16 protein-coding genes are annotated in these 14,603 nt (G+C 71.6%); 5 read left to right on the top strand and 11 right to left on the bottom strand.

The genetic code is table 11. The annotated features are described in order from the left end of the window. On the bottom strand, nt 1–654 hold a 654-nt coding region (locus tag ACWDEX_RS08265; protein ID WP_450462465.1), incomplete at its 3' end, for a hypothetical protein. A gap of 371 nt (nt 655–1,025) precedes the next feature. On the opposite strand from ACWDEX_RS08265, the gene ACWDEX_RS08260 reads away from it, so the two are divergent. Both ACWDEX_RS08260 and ACWDEX_RS08255 read left to right on the top strand, forming a co-directional pair. Further along, nucleotides 1,026–1,418 (top strand): DUF2795 domain-containing protein, encoded by a 393-nt coding sequence (locus ACWDEX_RS08260; protein ID WP_450462464.1) that lies wholly within the window; start codon nt 1,026–1,028, stop codon nt 1,416–1,418. 111 nt (nt 1,419–1,529) lie between these two features. Further along, nucleotides 1,530–2,069: a type 1 glutamine amidotransferase domain-containing protein gene (locus ACWDEX_RS08255; protein WP_450462463.1), complete on the top strand. Its 540-nt coding sequence runs from the start codon at nt 1,530–1,532 to the stop codon at nt 2,067–2,069. 34 nt (nt 2,070–2,103) lie between these two features. On the opposite strand, the gene ACWDEX_RS08250 is transcribed toward ACWDEX_RS08255, so the two are convergent. Then, nucleotides 2,104–2,337, bottom strand: a complete 234-nt coding sequence (locus ACWDEX_RS08250; RefSeq protein ID WP_450462462.1) for a DUF6158 family protein — start codon at nt 2,335–2,337, stop codon at nt 2,104–2,106. A gap of 204 nt (nt 2,338–2,541) precedes the next feature. After that, nucleotides 2,542–4,161, bottom strand: a complete 1,620-nt coding sequence (locus tag ACWDEX_RS08245) for an ABC-F family ATP-binding cassette domain-containing protein (protein ID WP_450462461.1) — start codon at nt 4,159–4,161, stop codon at nt 2,542–2,544. 177 nt (nt 4,162–4,338) lie between these two features. Here ACWDEX_RS08245 and ACWDEX_RS08240 point away from each other — a divergent pair, with 177 nt between their 5' ends. Together ACWDEX_RS08240 and ACWDEX_RS08235 are read left to right on the top strand one after the other, a co-directional pair. After that, nucleotides 4,339–5,154 (top strand): class I SAM-dependent methyltransferase, encoded by an 816-nt coding sequence (locus tag ACWDEX_RS08240; RefSeq protein WP_450462639.1) that lies wholly within the window; start codon nt 4,339–4,341, stop codon nt 5,152–5,154. A gap of 42 nt (nt 5,155–5,196) precedes the next feature. Further along, a complete protein-coding gene (locus ACWDEX_RS08235) occupies nt 5,197–5,367 on the top strand; it encodes a hydrophobic protein (protein WP_450462460.1) in 171 nt (56 codons plus the stop codon). A gap of 73 nt (nt 5,368–5,440) precedes the next feature. On the opposite strand, the gene ACWDEX_RS08230 is transcribed toward ACWDEX_RS08235, so the two are convergent. Next, nucleotides 5,441–7,288, bottom strand: a complete 1,848-nt coding sequence (locus tag ACWDEX_RS08230) for a transketolase (protein ID WP_450462459.1) — start codon at nt 7,286–7,288, stop codon at nt 5,441–5,443. Then, entirely contained in the window at nt 7,266–7,514 is a 249-nt protein-coding gene (locus tag ACWDEX_RS08225) for a hypothetical protein (protein ID WP_450462458.1), read from the bottom strand. The genes ACWDEX_RS08230 and ACWDEX_RS08225 overlap by 23 nt, the downstream gene beginning before the upstream one ends. A 139-nt stretch (nt 7,515–7,653) precedes the next feature. Here ACWDEX_RS08225 and ACWDEX_RS08220 point away from each other — a divergent pair, with 139 nt between their 5' ends. Further along, nucleotides 7,654–8,007 carry a VOC family protein gene (locus ACWDEX_RS08220; RefSeq protein WP_450462457.1) on the top strand — a complete coding sequence of 118 codons (354 nt, stop codon included), beginning with the start codon at nt 7,654–7,656 and terminating at the stop codon, nt 8,005–8,007. Between the two features lie 72 nt (nt 8,008–8,079). Here the strand turns inward: ACWDEX_RS08220 and ACWDEX_RS08215 are convergent, their stop codons facing one another. The 6 genes from ACWDEX_RS08215 to ACWDEX_RS08190 form a co-directional block, all read right to left on the bottom strand. Next, entirely contained in the window at nt 8,080–10,053 is a 1,974-nt protein-coding gene (locus tag ACWDEX_RS08215) for a DUF5107 domain-containing protein (protein ID WP_450462456.1), read from the bottom strand. Nucleotides 10,054–10,092: 39 nt separating this feature from the next. Further along, nucleotides 10,093–11,001 carry an arginase family protein gene (locus tag ACWDEX_RS08210; protein ID WP_450462455.1) on the bottom strand — a complete coding sequence of 303 codons (909 nt, stop codon included), beginning with the start codon at nt 10,999–11,001 and terminating at the stop codon, nt 10,093–10,095. 5 nt (nt 11,002–11,006) lie between these two features. Beyond that, entirely contained in the window at nt 11,007–11,552 is a 546-nt protein-coding gene (locus ACWDEX_RS08205) for a GNAT family N-acetyltransferase (protein WP_450462454.1), read from the bottom strand. A gap of 24 nt (nt 11,553–11,576) precedes the next feature. After that, nucleotides 11,577–11,837, bottom strand: a complete 261-nt coding sequence (locus ACWDEX_RS08200; protein WP_450462453.1) for a LapA family protein — start codon at nt 11,835–11,837, stop codon at nt 11,577–11,579. A gap of 85 nt (nt 11,838–11,922) precedes the next feature. After that, nucleotides 11,923–12,465 (bottom strand): hypothetical protein, encoded by a 543-nt coding sequence (locus ACWDEX_RS08195; protein ID WP_450462452.1) that lies wholly within the window; start codon nt 12,463–12,465, stop codon nt 11,923–11,925. Nucleotides 12,466–12,621: 156 nt separating this feature from the next. Beyond that, nucleotides 12,622–14,583, bottom strand: coding sequence for a prolyl oligopeptidase family serine peptidase (locus ACWDEX_RS08190; RefSeq protein ID WP_450462638.1), 1,962 nt, complete (start codon nt 14,581–14,583; stop codon nt 12,622–12,624). Nucleotides 14,584–14,603: the final 20 nt, after the last annotated feature.

Raw genomic sequence — 14,603 nt, 5'->3', positions numbered from 1 at the left:
ATGCGGCCAAACCTGGCCGTCACCCTGCTGCCTCCCCTGCCCCCACCCCGGACGCTCCCCCTGGCCCTCGTCCTGCTGCCACTCCTGCCCCTCGCCCTGCGGCTTCCCCGGGTTCTCTCCTTGCGGCCCCACCGGGCTTCCCCCTTGCCGCTGTACCTGTCCCTCTCCTTGGCTCCCGGTGCCGTCCCGTTGGCTCCCGCTGCCGTCCCGGTTCACGGCCAACGACTCGGTCCACCGTCGCTCCTGCTCGCCCGGATCCGTCGGACACCGGCCCTCGACGCCCAGTTCCAGGTCGCGGGCGGCCATGTCGGACGGGCGGCCGTTCCCGGCGGCAGGAACACGGGCCGTGCCGCTGTACATGACGCGGCCCGTCCCCTCGCCCCCCGCTGTGCCGCCTCCGCCCTGGCCGCCGCCCACGTTGACCCGCTTCAACCGGACCATCCCTCCCTCGAAGCCCTGGGAGGTGGCCTCGATGGAGTCGGGCTGGGTGCCGCTGATCGCGTCGCAGGACACGGAGACGGTGACGGTGCCGCCGGGTGCGACCGCACGCGGGGTGATGTCGGCGGACTGTTCGGCGAAGGCGGGCGGGGCGACGGCGCTCAGGGCGGCCCCGGCCAGGGCGGAGGCGGACAGGACGCGGGCACTGCGGTGCATGAAGGGGCTCCTTCGGCCGGTTCCTCCGGGGCACGACCGTCGTGCCCCCGAAAGCCCATGACAGCCCGCCTCGCCGCGCCCCGCGCGCGGCCGGACACCATTCGCGCTAACCGCGCCGCCGGGCGGGTGACGACAGCGACCGCGCCACCCGGCGACGGACTGATATCCCGTCACTTGGCGTCGGCGATGCGCACCCCATGAGGGACACCGACCGGCGGCGAGGTTTTGCCGCACGGCACGGGGAAAGGCGCGGCCCGTACACGACCCGTACGCCCCTCTCCCCACGGGAGGCGGCAACGACAACCTGGGGGACCTCCGATTCGAACGCCGTCTCCCGGGTACTCGGGCACCCCGACGATCTGGAGCATGTCATGCAGCGAGGCAGTGACCGGCTGAGCGTCCACCGTGACGACGAGATGAAGCACGAGCTACAGGAGCTGCTGCGCTCCGGTCATCCGACGCGGACCGATGAGTGGTACGACCCCGAGCCGGCCGCCGACGACGACCCGGCGGTCTGGGCCGGTCCGGCGACCTCGGGTGGCGCGCACTCCGTGGCCGACATGCGCTACGAGATGGCCCGGATCCTGGGCCGTACGGCGTTCCCGGCGCACCGGGACGATCTGATCGACACGCTGCGCGACAGGCACGCCCCGGACGCACTCGTCGAGCCGCTGAAGCGGTTGCCGCGTTCGGTGCGCTACGCCAGCGCCCATGAGCTCGCCGAGGCCGTCGTACAGGCGGAAAGGACCGCGCGCCACGCGTAGGCGCCCGGGCCGGGGCCAGTGCGGGCCTCGCCCGCTGACGCGGTCAGCACCGACGGAGGGCGAGGCCGACGGCACTCACAGACGCGGAAAGGACAGAGGACAGTGAGCAGCATGCGTATCGCGTTCCTGATGGCCTCCGAGGGCGTCGAGCAGGTCGAACTCACCGAACCCTGGGACGCGCTGGTGGACGCCGGCCACGAACCGGTCCTGGTGTCGACGAAGCCGGGGCACGTGCAGGCCTTCCACCATCTCGACAAGGCGGACACCTTCCCGGTGGACGCGGTCGTCGGCCAGGTGCAGGCCGAGTCCTTCGACGGACTCGTCCTGCCGGGCGGAGTGGCCAATCCGGACTTCCTGCGGATGGACGAGCGGGCCGTGTCGTTCGTCCGCTCCTTCTTCCAGCAGGGCCGTCCGGTCGCCGCGATCTGCCACGGGCCGTGGGTCCTGGTCGAGGCCGATGTGGTGCGGGGCCGGACCCTGACGTCGTGGCCGAGCCTGCGCACGGACATCCGCAACGCGGGCGGTACCTGGATGGACGAGCAGGTGCGGCTCGACCAGGGACCCAACAAGCTGATCACCAGCCGCAAGCCGGACGATCTGAAGGCGTTCAGCGAGGCGATCCTGACGGAGTTCCCCGGCCAGGGCGGGTAGCCGTCGGCCAGCAGCCGGTGGTGACCGGCCGGGGTCAGGCCTCGGCCGGTCGCCGCTCCCGGGCCCCGTCACGGGTCCGGCTCGCCACGATCAGGCGACGCGGATGGCGCCGCAGATACTCGCCCTCCAGAAGCGCCATGCGGTCGTTGTGTGCGCGCAGCGCGTCATTCGAACCATGGAGCAGGGTGTCGTGACGCGTGCGGTGGATCGTCTCCAGCTCCTTCATGAGCTGCTGGTCGCTCAGCCGGCCCGGGTCTACTCCGCTCATGGTGCACCCCGCTCGTCGCTCGTCGTGTCGCTCGCTGCGGTCCACGTAGCCGCCCGGCGGGCACTGTCCCGAGCGGTGTCGGGGCGGGAGCCCTGGATCTCGGGATCTCGCCCTTCTCCCTCCACTGTACGAACATCCCGGCAGCCCCACGAGCGCTCCCGAGCGCCCTGGGTCCTCATGGACCCGCCACGCTTCGCCGGGCCACTACCGTGCCCGCTCCACCCTCCGCTCGTCCCACACCGGCTCGGTCGTCTCCCGCACCCGGCCGTCGGCCCCGAAGACGAGGTAACGGTCGAAGGAGCGGGCGAACCAGCGGTCGTGGGTGACGGCCAGGACCGTCCCGGCGAACGCGTCGAGTCCCTCCTGGAGGGCCTCGGCGGACTCCAGGTCGAGGTTGTCGGTCGGCTCGTCGAGCAGCAGCGCGGTCGCACCCTCCAGTTCCAGGAGCAGGATCTGGAAGCGGGCCTGCTGGCCGCCGGAGAGTCGTTCGAAGGACTGCTCGGCCTGGCCGGTCAGCTCGTAGCGCCGTAGCCGGGACATGGCGGCGCCACGGTCCTGGGAGTGCTCCTTCCACAGGATGTCCAGGAGTGTGCGGCCCTCCAGTTCGGGGTGGGCGTGGGTCTGGGCGAAGTGGCCGGGAACGACCCGTGCGCCAAGCTTCCATGCCCCCGTGTGGGCGACGTCGCCGCCGGCCAGGAGGCGCAGGAAGTGCGACTTGCCGGAACCGTTGGAGCCGAGGACGGCGACGCGTTCGCCGTAGAACACCTCCAGGTCGAAGGGGCGCATCAGGCCGGTGAGTTCGAGTCCTTCGCAGGTGATCGCCCGAACGCCGGTGCGACCGCCCTTGAGCCGCATGGTGATGTCCTGCTCGCGCGGCGGCTCGGGCGGCGGGCCGGCCTCCTCGAACTTCCGCAGCCGGGTCTGCGCGGCACGGTAGCGCGAGGCCATGTCGGCGCTGTTCTCGGCTGCCTGACGGAGTGTCAATACCAGCTTCTTCAGCTGGGCGTGCTTCTCGTCCCAGCGGCGGCGCAACTCCTCGAACCGCGCGAACCGCTCGCGGCGGGCCTCGTGATACGTGGCGAAGCTCCCGCCGTGCACCCAGGCGTCGGCGCCGGCCGGTCCCGGCTCGACACTGACGATCCTCTCGGCGGCGCGGGCGAGCAGCTCACGGTCGTGGGAGACGAAGAGCACGGTCTTGCGGGTCTCCGCGAGCCGCTCCTCCAGCCATCGTTTCCCGGGTACGTCGAGATAGTTGTCGGGCTCGTCGAGGAGCAGGACCTCGTCCGGGCCGCGCAGCAGTGCCTCGAGGACCAGCCGCTTCTGCTCTCCACCGGAGAGGGTGCGGACCTGGCGCCACTGGGCTCGCTCGTAAGGGACGCCCAACGCGGCCGTGGTGCAGATGTCCCACAGGGTCTCGGCCTCGTAGCCTCGGGCCTCGGCCCAGTCGGCGAGGGCCTGCGCGTACCGCAGTTGGGCGGCCTCGTCGTCGACGGTCATGACGGCGAGCTCGGCGGCGTCGACGGCGCGGGCGGCCTCGCGGATGCGCGGCGGTGCGACGGAGACGAGGAGGTCCCGTACGGTCGTCTCGTCCCGTACCGACCCCACGAACTGCCGCATGACGCCGAGTCCACCGCTGGTGGTGACGGTTCCGCCGTGCGGCTTCAGCTCACCGGAGATGATGCGCAACAGGGTCGTCTTCCCGGCTCCGTTCGGACCGACGAGCGCGACGACGGCACCTTCACCGACCCGGAAGGACACGTCCCCCAACAATGCCCTCCCGTCCGGGAGGTAGTACTCAAGGTGCGCGGCTTCGAGGTGTCCCATGGGGCGCATTGTGGGTGGCCGAGTGGCGTCCCGGCAAACGGTTATCGATCCCGCGACGCATCGCGACGAGTTCACATGTCAAAACGGGGGTCTCGCCATTCGACATGAACGCGTACCGTCATGCCTATCTCCCCGGGGCAGTGGCCCCGGGTGCCGTACGACGGGAAGAGGCAGGCCATGGCGAAGGAGACCGCCGTCTACACGCACGGCCACCATGAGTCGGTGCTGCGCTCGCACGCCTGGCGGACGGCCGCCAATTCGGCGGCCTACCTCCTCGGCTCGCTGGAGCCGCGGATGAGGATCCTGGACATCGGCTGCGGCCCCGGCACCATCACCGCGGATCTGGCCGCCCTCGTCCCGGACGGCCGGGTGACGGGCGTCGACTTCGCACCGGCGGTCCTGGAACAGGCCCGCGCCACGGCCGTCGCCCGTGGCATCGCGAACATCGACTTCGCGGTCGCCGACGTGCACGCGCTTCCGTACCCGGACGACTCGTTCTGTGTGGTCCACGCCCACCAGGTGCTCCAGCACGTGGGCGACCCGGTGCAGGCACTGCGCGAAATGCACCGGATCACCAGGCCGGGCGGCTTCATCGCCGTCCGTGACGCGGACTACGCCGCGATGGCCTGGTACCCGGCCTCCGAGGGCATGGACGAGTGGCTGGACCTGTACGAGCGGGTCGCCCGCGCCAACGGCGGCGAGCCAGACGCCGGCCGGCGCCTGACGTCCTGGGCCCGGCGGGCCGGCATCCGGAACGTCACGGCCACCTCCAGCGCCTGGACCTTCGCCACCACCGAGGAGCGGGCCTGGTGGAGCGGGCTGTGGGCGGACCGCACGCTCGCCTCCGCGTACGCGGACCGGGCCACCGCAGGCGGTCACGCGGACGCCGGTCAGCTGCGGGCTGTGGCGGAGGCCTGGCGGGAGTGGGGACGGCGGGAGGACGGCTGGTTCTCCGTCCTGCACGGAGAAATTCTCTGCCAAAAGGATGTCTGACTCGTCATTTTCGGGATACCCGGCCATCAGGAGGTGCGCATCATGGTTCCACTCCTGGTTGTCCTGCTGCTGGCGCTGATCCTCTTCGGTGTCGGGTTCGCGGTGAAAGTGTTGTGGTGGATTGCCCTGGCGGTGTTCGTGATCTGGCTGCTGGGATTCCTGTTCCGCCACAATCCAACGGTCGGTGGGCGGCGCCGATGGTATCGCTGGTGACCGAACCGGACGAGTGATGTGCCCGTCCCCAGCCCCTCAGTGATCCCGACCGCCGTCGTGGTGTGACCGGCGGTCACACCACGACGGCGTGCTCCATGAGCAGCCGTGCAGCCGCGACGATCGACTCCGCGTCGATGCCCGCGGCGTGCAGTTGCTGAGCGGGGGTCGCGGAACCCGGCATCGTCCGGACGGCGAGGCGCACCAGGCGCGGTACGGGGCGCCCGTCGAGGAAGGCGTCGAGGACCGCGTCGCCCAGGCCGCCCTCCTCGTGGTGGTCCTCCACTGTGAGGAGGCAGCCGGTGCGGTTGGCGGCCTCGTGCAGGGTGGCGCGATCGACGGGCTTTATCGAGTACAGGTCGATGACCCGCAGGTGCAGGCCTTCCTCGGCGAGGGCGTCGGCCGCGGCCAGTGCCTCGTGGACGGTGACCCCGGCGGCGACGACCGTCAGCCGGTCCTCGAAGGAGGCGCGCAGCACCTTGCTGCCGCCGACCGGGAACTCCTCGGTGGGCCCGTAGATGACCGGCGTCTTCCCGCGCGACGTGCGCAGGTAACGGATGCCCTCCTGACCGGCCATCGCGGCGACGAGCTTGGCGGTCTGATTGGCGTCGCACGGGTACAGCACGGTCGAGTCGTACACCGAGCGGAACATCGCGAGGTCTTCGAGACCCATCTGGGACGGCCCGTCCTGACCGATGGCGCATCCGGCGTGCGAGCCGACGAGGTTGATGCCGGAGCCGCTGATCGAGGCCATGCGAACGAAATCGTGGGCGCGGGTGAGGAACGCGGCGAACGTCGAGGCGTACGGCACCCAGCCACGTGTCGCCATGCCGACGGCGGCCGCGACCATCAGCTGTTCGGCGATGTAGCACTCGAAGTAGCGGTCGGGGTATTCCTTGGCGAAGTACTCGGAGCGCGTGGAGTCGCCGACCTCGCCGTCGAGGGCGACGATGTCACCGCGAGCGGCGCCGAGTGCTGCGAGCGCCTGCCCGTAGGCGTCGCGGGTGGCGACCTCGTCACCGATTTCGTAGCGCGGCAGTTCCAGATGGCCGCCCTGCACCGTGTGCAGCGTGCGGGCTGCGGGCGGCGGCTGGACGTCCACCCGCAGGTCGCGTACGCCGCCGAGTTCAGCGATCGCCTCCGTCGGATCCGGCAACGGCTTGCCGTGCAGGCCCTCGCGGTCCTGGACCGCGTCGACGCCCTTGCCCTTGAGGGTGCGGGCGAGGATCACGGTGGGCTGTCCGGTGGTGGACTCCGCCTCGCTGTAGGCGCGGTCGATGGCCTCGATGTCATGTCCGTCGACCTCGACGGCGTGCCAGTCGAAGGCCCGGAAGCGGCGTGCGTACGCGGCCAGGTCGTGGCCGTGACGGGTGGGGCCGCGCTGGCCGAGCCGGTTGACGTCGACGATCGCGATCAGGTTGTCGAGGTGCTCGTGCCCGGCATGCTCGGCGGCCTCCCACACGGATCCCTCGGCCATTTCACTGTCGCCGCACAGCACCCAGACGCGGTATCCGGTGCGGTCGAGCCGTTGCCCGGCCAGGGCGACACCGACAGCGACGGGCAGCCCCTGGCCGAGCGATCCGGTGGCCGTCTCCACCCAGGGCAGCCTGCGCGGCGTGGGGTGTCCTTCGAGACGGCTGCCGAGCTTGCGGAAGGTGAGCAGCTCGGTCTCGTTGATCGCCCCGGCCGCCTTGTAGGCGGCGTACAGAAGGGGCGAGGCGTGTCCCTTGGACAGGACGAACCGGTCGTTCGCGGGGTGGGCGGGGCGTTCGAAGTCGTAGCGGAGGTGGTGGGCCAGCAGGACGGCCATCAGGTCCGCGGCGGACATCGAGGAAGTGGGGTGCCCGGAGCCGGCCGCGGCGGCGGCACGGACGCTGTCCACGCGCAACTGCTGGGCCAGGTCACTGAGGTGACGGGTGTTCATGCGTTTTCCTCCGTACCGTCATGGCCATGAGGGGGCGCCGGTCGACCGTCGTCGGGCCGACGAGTGCCTCGCCCCGGGCGAGCCGCACCTCGTCCGCGGCCCGCGCAAGGCCCTCGGGGCCCCGGGCCGGCCGGGCGACCGGGCCGCCACGGGCGGCGAAGGCGAGGGCGGCGGCCCGGCCCGCACCGCTGTCGGCCAGATGTTCCAGGTGATCCATACGGTTCACGCACGCCGGGTACCCGGGCCCCGACGGGCGTAACACCACGCACACGGCCGCGCGTGACGCGCCCCGGCCGGTCCGGGCCGTCCATGGGATCCGACCGAAACGATCACCTGCCGGGCGGGCCCCAACTAGGCTCATCGGTATGGAAATTCTGGGAGCCACGCTACGGATCTGCGTCGACGACCTGGAGGCTTCGGTCGCGTTCTACGAGAGACTGGCGGGCAGCCGGGCCGAGCGCTTCGAACGCGGCGGCGTTTCGGTCGCCGCGGTCGGCTGCTTCCTGCTGATGAGCGGTCCCGAGGCCGAGATCGAGATCCTGCGCAAGGTCACGGCGACGATCGCGGTGAAGGACGTCGACGAGGCGCAGCGCGTCCTCACCGACTCGGGGGCTCGCGTCCTGGCGGGCCCGGTGGGGACGCCGGCCGGCCGCAACCTGATCGCGCTGCACCCGGACGGTTCGGTGTACGAGTACGTGGACCGCGGACCGGCCGCGTAGCGGCTCATCGGCGGCGGTCGGCCGTACCGACCGCCGCCGACGAGCCGCACCCGCCGCCGAGGGCGTCCATGGTCACAGCGGCCGGTCGTCGCCCCCGGGCCGCATCCGGAAGTCATAGCGTGCCGGCAGCGGCTCGTCGGCGATCCGGGCCCACAGCTCGCCGATCGACTCCGCGCCCTCCCTCAGGTCCGCCACCTCGAACCCCGCGTCGAAGACGGCCCGTGCCGCCTCCCGCTCCCCCTCCGCGAGCAGCAGCCGGGCCTCGATCAGCCGGAACCGGCCGCGCCGGCGCGTCGCGGGGTGGAGGCGGTGCCACACGGCGCGCGCGTCCACGAAGCGACCTGTCGCGAGCAGCGCCTCGATCGCCTCGCCGCCGAGTGCCGCCGTGGCGGCCCTCCAGCTCTCCCCGCCGTCGCGCCTCTCCCGGCAGAGGTCGTCGAAGGCCTCGGCATACCGGTCGGCGGCACGCTCGGGATGGGCGGCTTGCTGGTCGGCCACCGCGAGACAGCGCAGCAACGGCCAGCGACACGAGGTGAGTTGCAGTGCCCGTTCCCAACTGCGCACCGCCTGCGCACGGTCGCCCGCGTGCCATTGGGCCACACCAAGGTGATACTCCGTCAACGGTTCTGCGGGAGCGCTCTCCAACAGGTCCCGCCAGTGTGGCGCCACGAGTGTCTCGCCGGGCGGGCCGACCCACCGCGGCTCGGGGAACGACCCGGCTCGCAGCAGTTGAAGCCATGGCGTCTGCTCGTCGCCGAGCGTCGATTCCTCGAACGGTGTGCCTGGCAACTTGACTCCGGTGCGCAGCACTTCGAGCGCGCCCCAGCCGGAGCCCACGGCGAGCGTCTCACCGGGTTCGGCGTCGGCGCAGGGCTTCCACGCCGCGTAGGCGGCATCGACGTCGGCGCGCGGCAGGGTGGTGTCGAGCCGCGCCTCGGCCCCGCGCACGACGGTCGCCCACTCCCCCTCCCGCTCGGTGCTCAGCGGACCGTACGCCTCCAGCCACGACACCTCGCTCCCGGCGTCCAGCCGCACGTGTTCCAGTTGGGTACGGGCGAGTCCGGCCTGGATCTCGCAGTAGCCGCCGGTGCCCGGTTCGGTGAGCCACTCCTGCCAGCGGCGCCCGCCGGCTCCCGTACCCCACACGAACAGCTTCCGTCCGCGCAGCACATCGGTCGACGTCTGCACCAGCCCGTGGCCGTCCTCGTCGAGCGCGGCGATCCAGCGGCGGCGTCCGTCGGGCACCTCGTAGAAGTAGTCGGCCGGGTAGACGCTGTTCAGGGGGTAGGTACGGTCCACGGCGTCGTACGACGGCACCGGTACCCGGCGCAGGCGGCGCTCGTACCCGAAGTGGTACGCCTCCTGCGCGGGCGCCAGGACCCGGCACTCCTGGGAGACCGCGATGTTGGACCACCAGTACACCGGCGCGGGCCGCTCGTGCGGGTTGCGGACGCGGACGCCGACGTACAGGAAGTCGGAGCCCTCCGGAAGCCACAGATCTACCTGGAAGGGCAGGTCGCGCAGGCGCTCCCACTCCCACAGGCGCAGCATCTCTCCCCCGTCGGGTGCGGTGACGCGGGCCGCGTGCAGGGGCGAGCAGGAAAGGGTGGTGTGCCCCGTGGCACCGATGTTCCACTCGATGCCCCCGGAGTACCAGGCGCCGTTGAGCGCGAAGCAGGCGGGCTGGAACACCGGGTTGCGGTACAGCAGTTCACGGCCGGTCGGCTTGTGGTACAGCGATGCGATCCGCCCGCCGAGACCGGGCAGGACGGTGGCGCGCAGCCGGTCGTTCTCGATCACGAGGGTGTCGATGTCGCGGGGTGTCCGCGTTCTGCCGTAGCCGTCCCGGACGCGCACGGGCAGCAGGCTGTGCAGGGGCGCGTAGCCGATCTGCCGGGCCATGTCGCCCGGCAGATCCTCCTTGTCCCGGTCCTCGATGCGGTGCACCTCGTCGAGCGGACGCAGCGGGGGCAGCGGGTTGTCCGTTCCCAGTTCCGCGGCGGGCAGCGTCAGTACGTCACGTCGGATCGTCGTCACGATCGCCATGCAACCCGGCCTTCGTCGAGCCGACCAGGGGCCGTGTCGTCAGGATTCCGCAAAGGACGCGAACGCGGACACGACGATGTCCGTCAGCAGCGCTCCGGCTGTGCCTTCCGGGTCCAGATCGGGGTCGTAGATGGTGACGTTGAGGCCGACGCACTGAGGGGAGGCGAGCAACGGGCCCAGCAACGCGACGAGTTCGTCGGGGAGCAGCCCGTCCGCGTCGGGGCTGTCGACGGCGGGCATCACGGACGGGTCGAGAACGTCGGCATCCAAGTGCACCCAGAAGCCTTGGAGTTGCGGAGTTTCGAAGGAATGCGCGGTGGCTCTGGCGAGGGGGTCCGCGCCCCACGTCCGCAGGTCACCGACGGTGACGACCGGGATCTTCAGCGCGGCGAGCTCGGCCCGGTCCTCCTCGAAACAGTCGCGGATGCCGAAGAGCCGCACGTCCTCGTCGCGCAGATAGGGGCCCAGGCCCTCCAGGTTCGTCAGGTCCTCCTGCCCGCGCCCGGTCGCCAGTGCCAACTCCTCACCGCCCGCCGCGCCGATCCGATCGGAGTTACCGGGATGCCGGAAGTCCGGGGACGCGTCCACCGCCGCGATTCCGTACCGTCCGATGCGGCGCAGCGCGAGCGAGGCGCCGAGCTGGATCGAGCAGTCTCCGCCGAGGACGACGGGGAACTCCCCGGCGCGCACATGGCGCTCGATGCGGTCGGCGAGCTTGCGCGTGTACGCGGCGATCGCGGCGGCGTTGAAGACGCCGTCGCCCTCCTGCCAGCCACCACGGTCGTAGCGCGGCGGCACGACCACGCCGCCCTCCAGAGCGCGCAGTCTCTGCACGATGCGCTGTTCGCGCAGGGCGCCGGCGAGCTTGTAGCAGCCGGGCACGGTGCCGGGGGCGGGCGGGCGCAGGCCCAGGTTGGAGGGGGCGTCCAGGACGACGAGGGTACGCATCCGGCTCACCTCCCGACCATCTCGGCGGTGATGGCCCAGCGTTCATGGTCTCGCCAGGCTCCGTCGATGTAGATCATGTCCGGTGAGAACCCCTCATGTCGGAAGCCGCAGCGGCGGGCAAGAGCGGTCGAGGCGGTGTTCGCGGGCTGCGCGTTGATCTCCAGCCGGTGCAGCCCCATCGGCCCGAAGGCGTAGCGCACCACGAGGTCGAGCGCCGCCGACATCAGCCCGTGCCCCGCGGCGTGCGCGAAGGAACCATATCCGAGGGCTCCGCACTGGAAGCCACCCCTGACGATGTTGTTGATGTTGATGAACCCGGCGATGGCCCCGCTGCCCCTCTCGCACACCAGGAACCCGGCCTTCGTCGGGTCCTCGATGAGACGGCCCACGTACGCGGTGTAGGCCTGGGCGTCGGCGGGCGGGAACAGCCACGGGTGATGCAGGTCCTTGCTCTCCCGCACCCGGGCGGTGAACTCGGCTTCGTCCTCGAAGGTGAAGGGGCGTATGCCCACGCGGGGGCCCTCGGCGAGATATCCATGGGTCTCAGGCACACCACTACCGTACGGGGCCCAGGGTCAACCGCGCCGACTCACCACCAGCGCTCCGCACAGTGCCCCGATCACCCCCGTGCACAGCAGCGCCAGCCACAGCGGCATGGTCACCAGCGCGACCAGAAGCCGGATCTGGGTGTGCTGGGTGTTCTCGAAGACGAAGGCCAGCACGAGCGCGGCCAGCGCCAGGCCGGCGAGCCTGCGTGGTGTCACCCACTGCCGCCCCTGGTGCGCCTGGCGCGCCTCACCGCTCGCCCCGTCCGTCCAGGAGGTCTTCGGTCTCATACGACCAGCATGAACGGCCGCCGCGCCCACCGCCCGACCGACGGGGGCCGGATGGGTGAGCGACCGTGGCACCAGTGTCGCGACACTAGGGATGCTCGCGCACCGGGATGCCAGGCGCGAAGTGGGCGACGGCGGCGACCAGCCGGTCCTTGTCCAAACGCCACCCGGTCACGGCCCGGGAGGCGAACGCGACGTCTTCGGGCACCGGAACAAGGCGCCTTGCGATCGCGCGGGCCTTCGGGCCGTCCCCGGGCAGCGCCGGAGCACCCTCGCGCCGGGTGACCCCTACATGGGGAACGGTGGCGTTGCCCACGACCTGGCGCCAGAGCACGAAGCCCGTGATGTCGTGCCAGGGCACATGGACGGTGGTCCCCCTGTACCGGGCGGGGTTGCCACCAAGGAGCACACCGGTCTCGTCCACCCGGAACGCGACCTTGCCGCTCATCGCCATGTACACCATGAACAGCCCACCTCCGCCGAACAGTGGCAGTCCCAGGATCCGCGCGAACAGCGGCACGTCCGGGAGCGACAGGATCACGGTGAAGAAGGCACTGACCGCAACGAGCCCGGCGGTCCTGCGGTCCCAGCCGTACCGCGCCTGGTACACGGTTGAGGTCTTGTCGGCCATGGTGGGAGCATGGCCGACAAGTGGCGCTCGGGGAATCCCCTGGCGCGTAGCCCCACTCCCCCAGGGAGCGGGGCTCTTCGCAGCGTCGGAAGCCGTGCCGACCACGCCCTGCCCACGAAGCGCGTCGGGCCGGTCAGAACGGCCCTACGGGCGTTGTCACTTGGTGAGCTCCAGGGTCGGAACACCGGGCGGATTCAGCCCGAAAACCTGTGAGTACAGGGAAAGTTCGGCCTCCAGAGCGCGCACCATCGTGTCGGCGCGGCGGAATCCGTGCCCCTCGCCCTCGAAGGCGATGTAGGCGTGCGGGACCCGCCCTCCGTCGAGCCGGGCCAGGAACCGCTCGCACTGCGCGGGCGGGCAGATGGCGTCGTCGAGTCCCTGCAGCAACAGGAAGGGCGCGGTGATCCGGTCGGCGTGTTCCAGGGGCGACCGTTCGACGTACCGGCCGGGCACCTGCGCGTACGGCCCGACCAGGCTCTCCAGGTAACGCGACTCGAAGTCGTGGGTCTCGCCCGTGCCCCAGTTCGCCAGGTCGAGGACGGGGTAGATGATCGTGCCGCAGGCGTACACGTCGGTCGTCGTCAGGGACGCCGCCGTCGTCCAGCCGCCCGCGCTGCCGCCGCGCACGGCGAGCCGGTCGCGGTCCGCCGTGCCCTCGTCGGCGAGGGCGAGCGCGACGGCCGCGCAGTCCTCGACGTCGACGACGCCCCACTGTTCACGCAGCCGGTTGCGGTACTCCCGTCCGTACCCGGTCGAGCCACCGTAGTTCACCTCGGCGACGCCGATGCCGCGCGAGGTGAAGTAGGCGATCTCCAGGTCGAGGACGAGCGGGGCGCGACCCGTGGGGCCGCCGTGCGCCCACACCACGTACGGGGGCAGTTCGCCGTCGGGCCCGCTGTGCTGGGGGTGGTGCGGCGGGTAGATGTGCGCGTGGATCTCACGTCCCCCGGGGCCGGTGAAGGTGCGGACCTGTGGCTTCGGGTAGTACGCCGGGTCCACCGGGTCCTGGTGCGGGGAGCCGATCACCCGGGCGCGGCCCGTGCGGGAGTCCAGCTCGACGACCTCGTACGCGCTGTGCGAACTGGCGCCGACCGCGACGATCCGGCTGCCGTGCACGGCGAGCGTGGGGGCGAACTCGGTCCAGGGCCCGGCAGTGTCGACGACCTCGCCGCGCTCCGGACACAGCACCCCGAGCCGGCCCGCGCCCTTGCCGTGCACGACGGCGATCAGCCCGTTGTCCAGCGGCGCGAACCAGCGCTGCCCGACCTTCCACAGGGGCCCGCCGAACTCCTCCTCGCAGGGGAACAGCGGCACACCGTCCCGGTACAGGTTCCACCAGCCGGTGCGGTCACTGGCGTACAACAGGCCGCCGTCCGGCGCCCATTCGGCCTGAGCGATCGACTCTTCGGGTCCGCCGGCGACCACGGCGGGCTCCCGGAACGTCCCGTCCGCGGCCACCTCGGCGACGATCAACTCGGTTCCGTCCCACGGCATCCGGGGATGGTCCCAGGCGAGCCACGCCGCGCGCCGACCGTCCGGCGAAAGCCGGGGGCCGGTGACGAACCGGTGGCGGGCCTCGGCCAGTTCACGCACGGCGTCCCGGTCTTCGGCCGCAGAGCCGTCCAGCGGCACGGAGACCGCCACACGCCGTACGTCGCTGGGTCCCTCCCCGGTGAACTCCTCGAGCACGCACCACACTTCGCCGCGCTCGAGGTTCACCTGCGGGTCGACCCAGCGCAGTCCGCCACCCACCGACGAGAGCGGGGTGAGCGGGCGCGGGCCGGCGCCGGGAGCCTCCGGCTCGTACGCGTACAGCCGCTGGTCCGCGAAGTTCACGAACACCACCAGCGGCCCTTCGGGGCGCATCACCCCGGCCCAGGGCCGGCCGCCGTACTCCATGACCCGGCTGCGCACGTTCCACGGCACGGGCAGCACCGACTCCGGCGTGCCGTCCGACCTACGCCGTACCAGGGCGCGGCGCCCGCCCTCGGCGGGGCGCGGCTCGGTCCACCACGCCTCGTCGCCGACGAAGCCCACCGACTCCGGCTGCCCGTCGTGCGCGGCGGCGAGCGCCGCGTCGATCGGCGAAGGCCACGCTCCGTACTCCAGGGTCTGCATCATCTCCCCCACTCCTCTTT

The sequence above is a fragment of the Streptomyces sp. NPDC001020 genome (assembly GCF_053599115.1).
Note: the sequence above shows the minus strand (reverse complement) of the source record. Positions and strands in the feature narration are given on the sequence as shown.

Coding starts and splice junctions, on each gene's coding strand:
- ACWDEX_RS08210 (WP_450462455.1), bottom strand. CDS start 11,001: ATGCGTACCCTCGTCGTCCTGGACGCCCCCTCCAACCTGGGCCTGCGC.
- ACWDEX_RS08230 (WP_450462459.1), bottom strand. CDS start 7,288: ATGAACACCCGTCACCTCAGTGACCTGGCCCAGCAGTTGCGCGTGGAC.
- ACWDEX_RS08255 (WP_450462463.1), top strand. CDS start 1,530: ATGCGTATCGCGTTCCTGATGGCCTCCGAGGGCGTCGAGCAGGTCGAA.
- ACWDEX_RS08245 (WP_450462461.1), bottom strand. CDS start 4,161: ATGGGACACCTCGAAGCCGCGCACCTTGAGTACTACCTCCCGGACGGG.
- ACWDEX_RS08195 (WP_450462452.1), bottom strand. CDS start 12,465: ATGGCCGACAAGACCTCAACCGTGTACCAGGCGCGGTACGGCTGGGAC.
- ACWDEX_RS08200 (WP_450462453.1), bottom strand. CDS start 11,837: ATGAGACCGAAGACCTCCTGGACGGACGGGGCGAGCGGTGAGGCGCGC.
- ACWDEX_RS08240 (WP_450462639.1), top strand. CDS start 4,339: ATGGCGAAGGAGACCGCCGTCTACACGCACGGCCACCATGAGTCGGTG.
- ACWDEX_RS08235 (WP_450462460.1), top strand. CDS start 5,197: ATGGTTCCACTCCTGGTTGTCCTGCTGCTGGCGCTGATCCTCTTCGGT.
- ACWDEX_RS08215 (WP_450462456.1), bottom strand. CDS start 10,053: ATGGCGATCGTGACGACGATCCGACGTGACGTACTGACGCTGCCCGCC.
- ACWDEX_RS08250 (WP_450462462.1), bottom strand. CDS start 2,337: ATGAGCGGAGTAGACCCGGGCCGGCTGAGCGACCAGCAGCTCATGAAG.
- ACWDEX_RS08260 (WP_450462464.1), top strand. CDS start 1,026: ATGCAGCGAGGCAGTGACCGGCTGAGCGTCCACCGTGACGACGAGATG.
- ACWDEX_RS08190 (WP_450462638.1), bottom strand. CDS start 14,583: ATGCAGACCCTGGAGTACGGAGCGTGGCCTTCGCCGATCGACGCGGCG.
- ACWDEX_RS08220 (WP_450462457.1), top strand. CDS start 7,654: ATGGAAATTCTGGGAGCCACGCTACGGATCTGCGTCGACGACCTGGAG.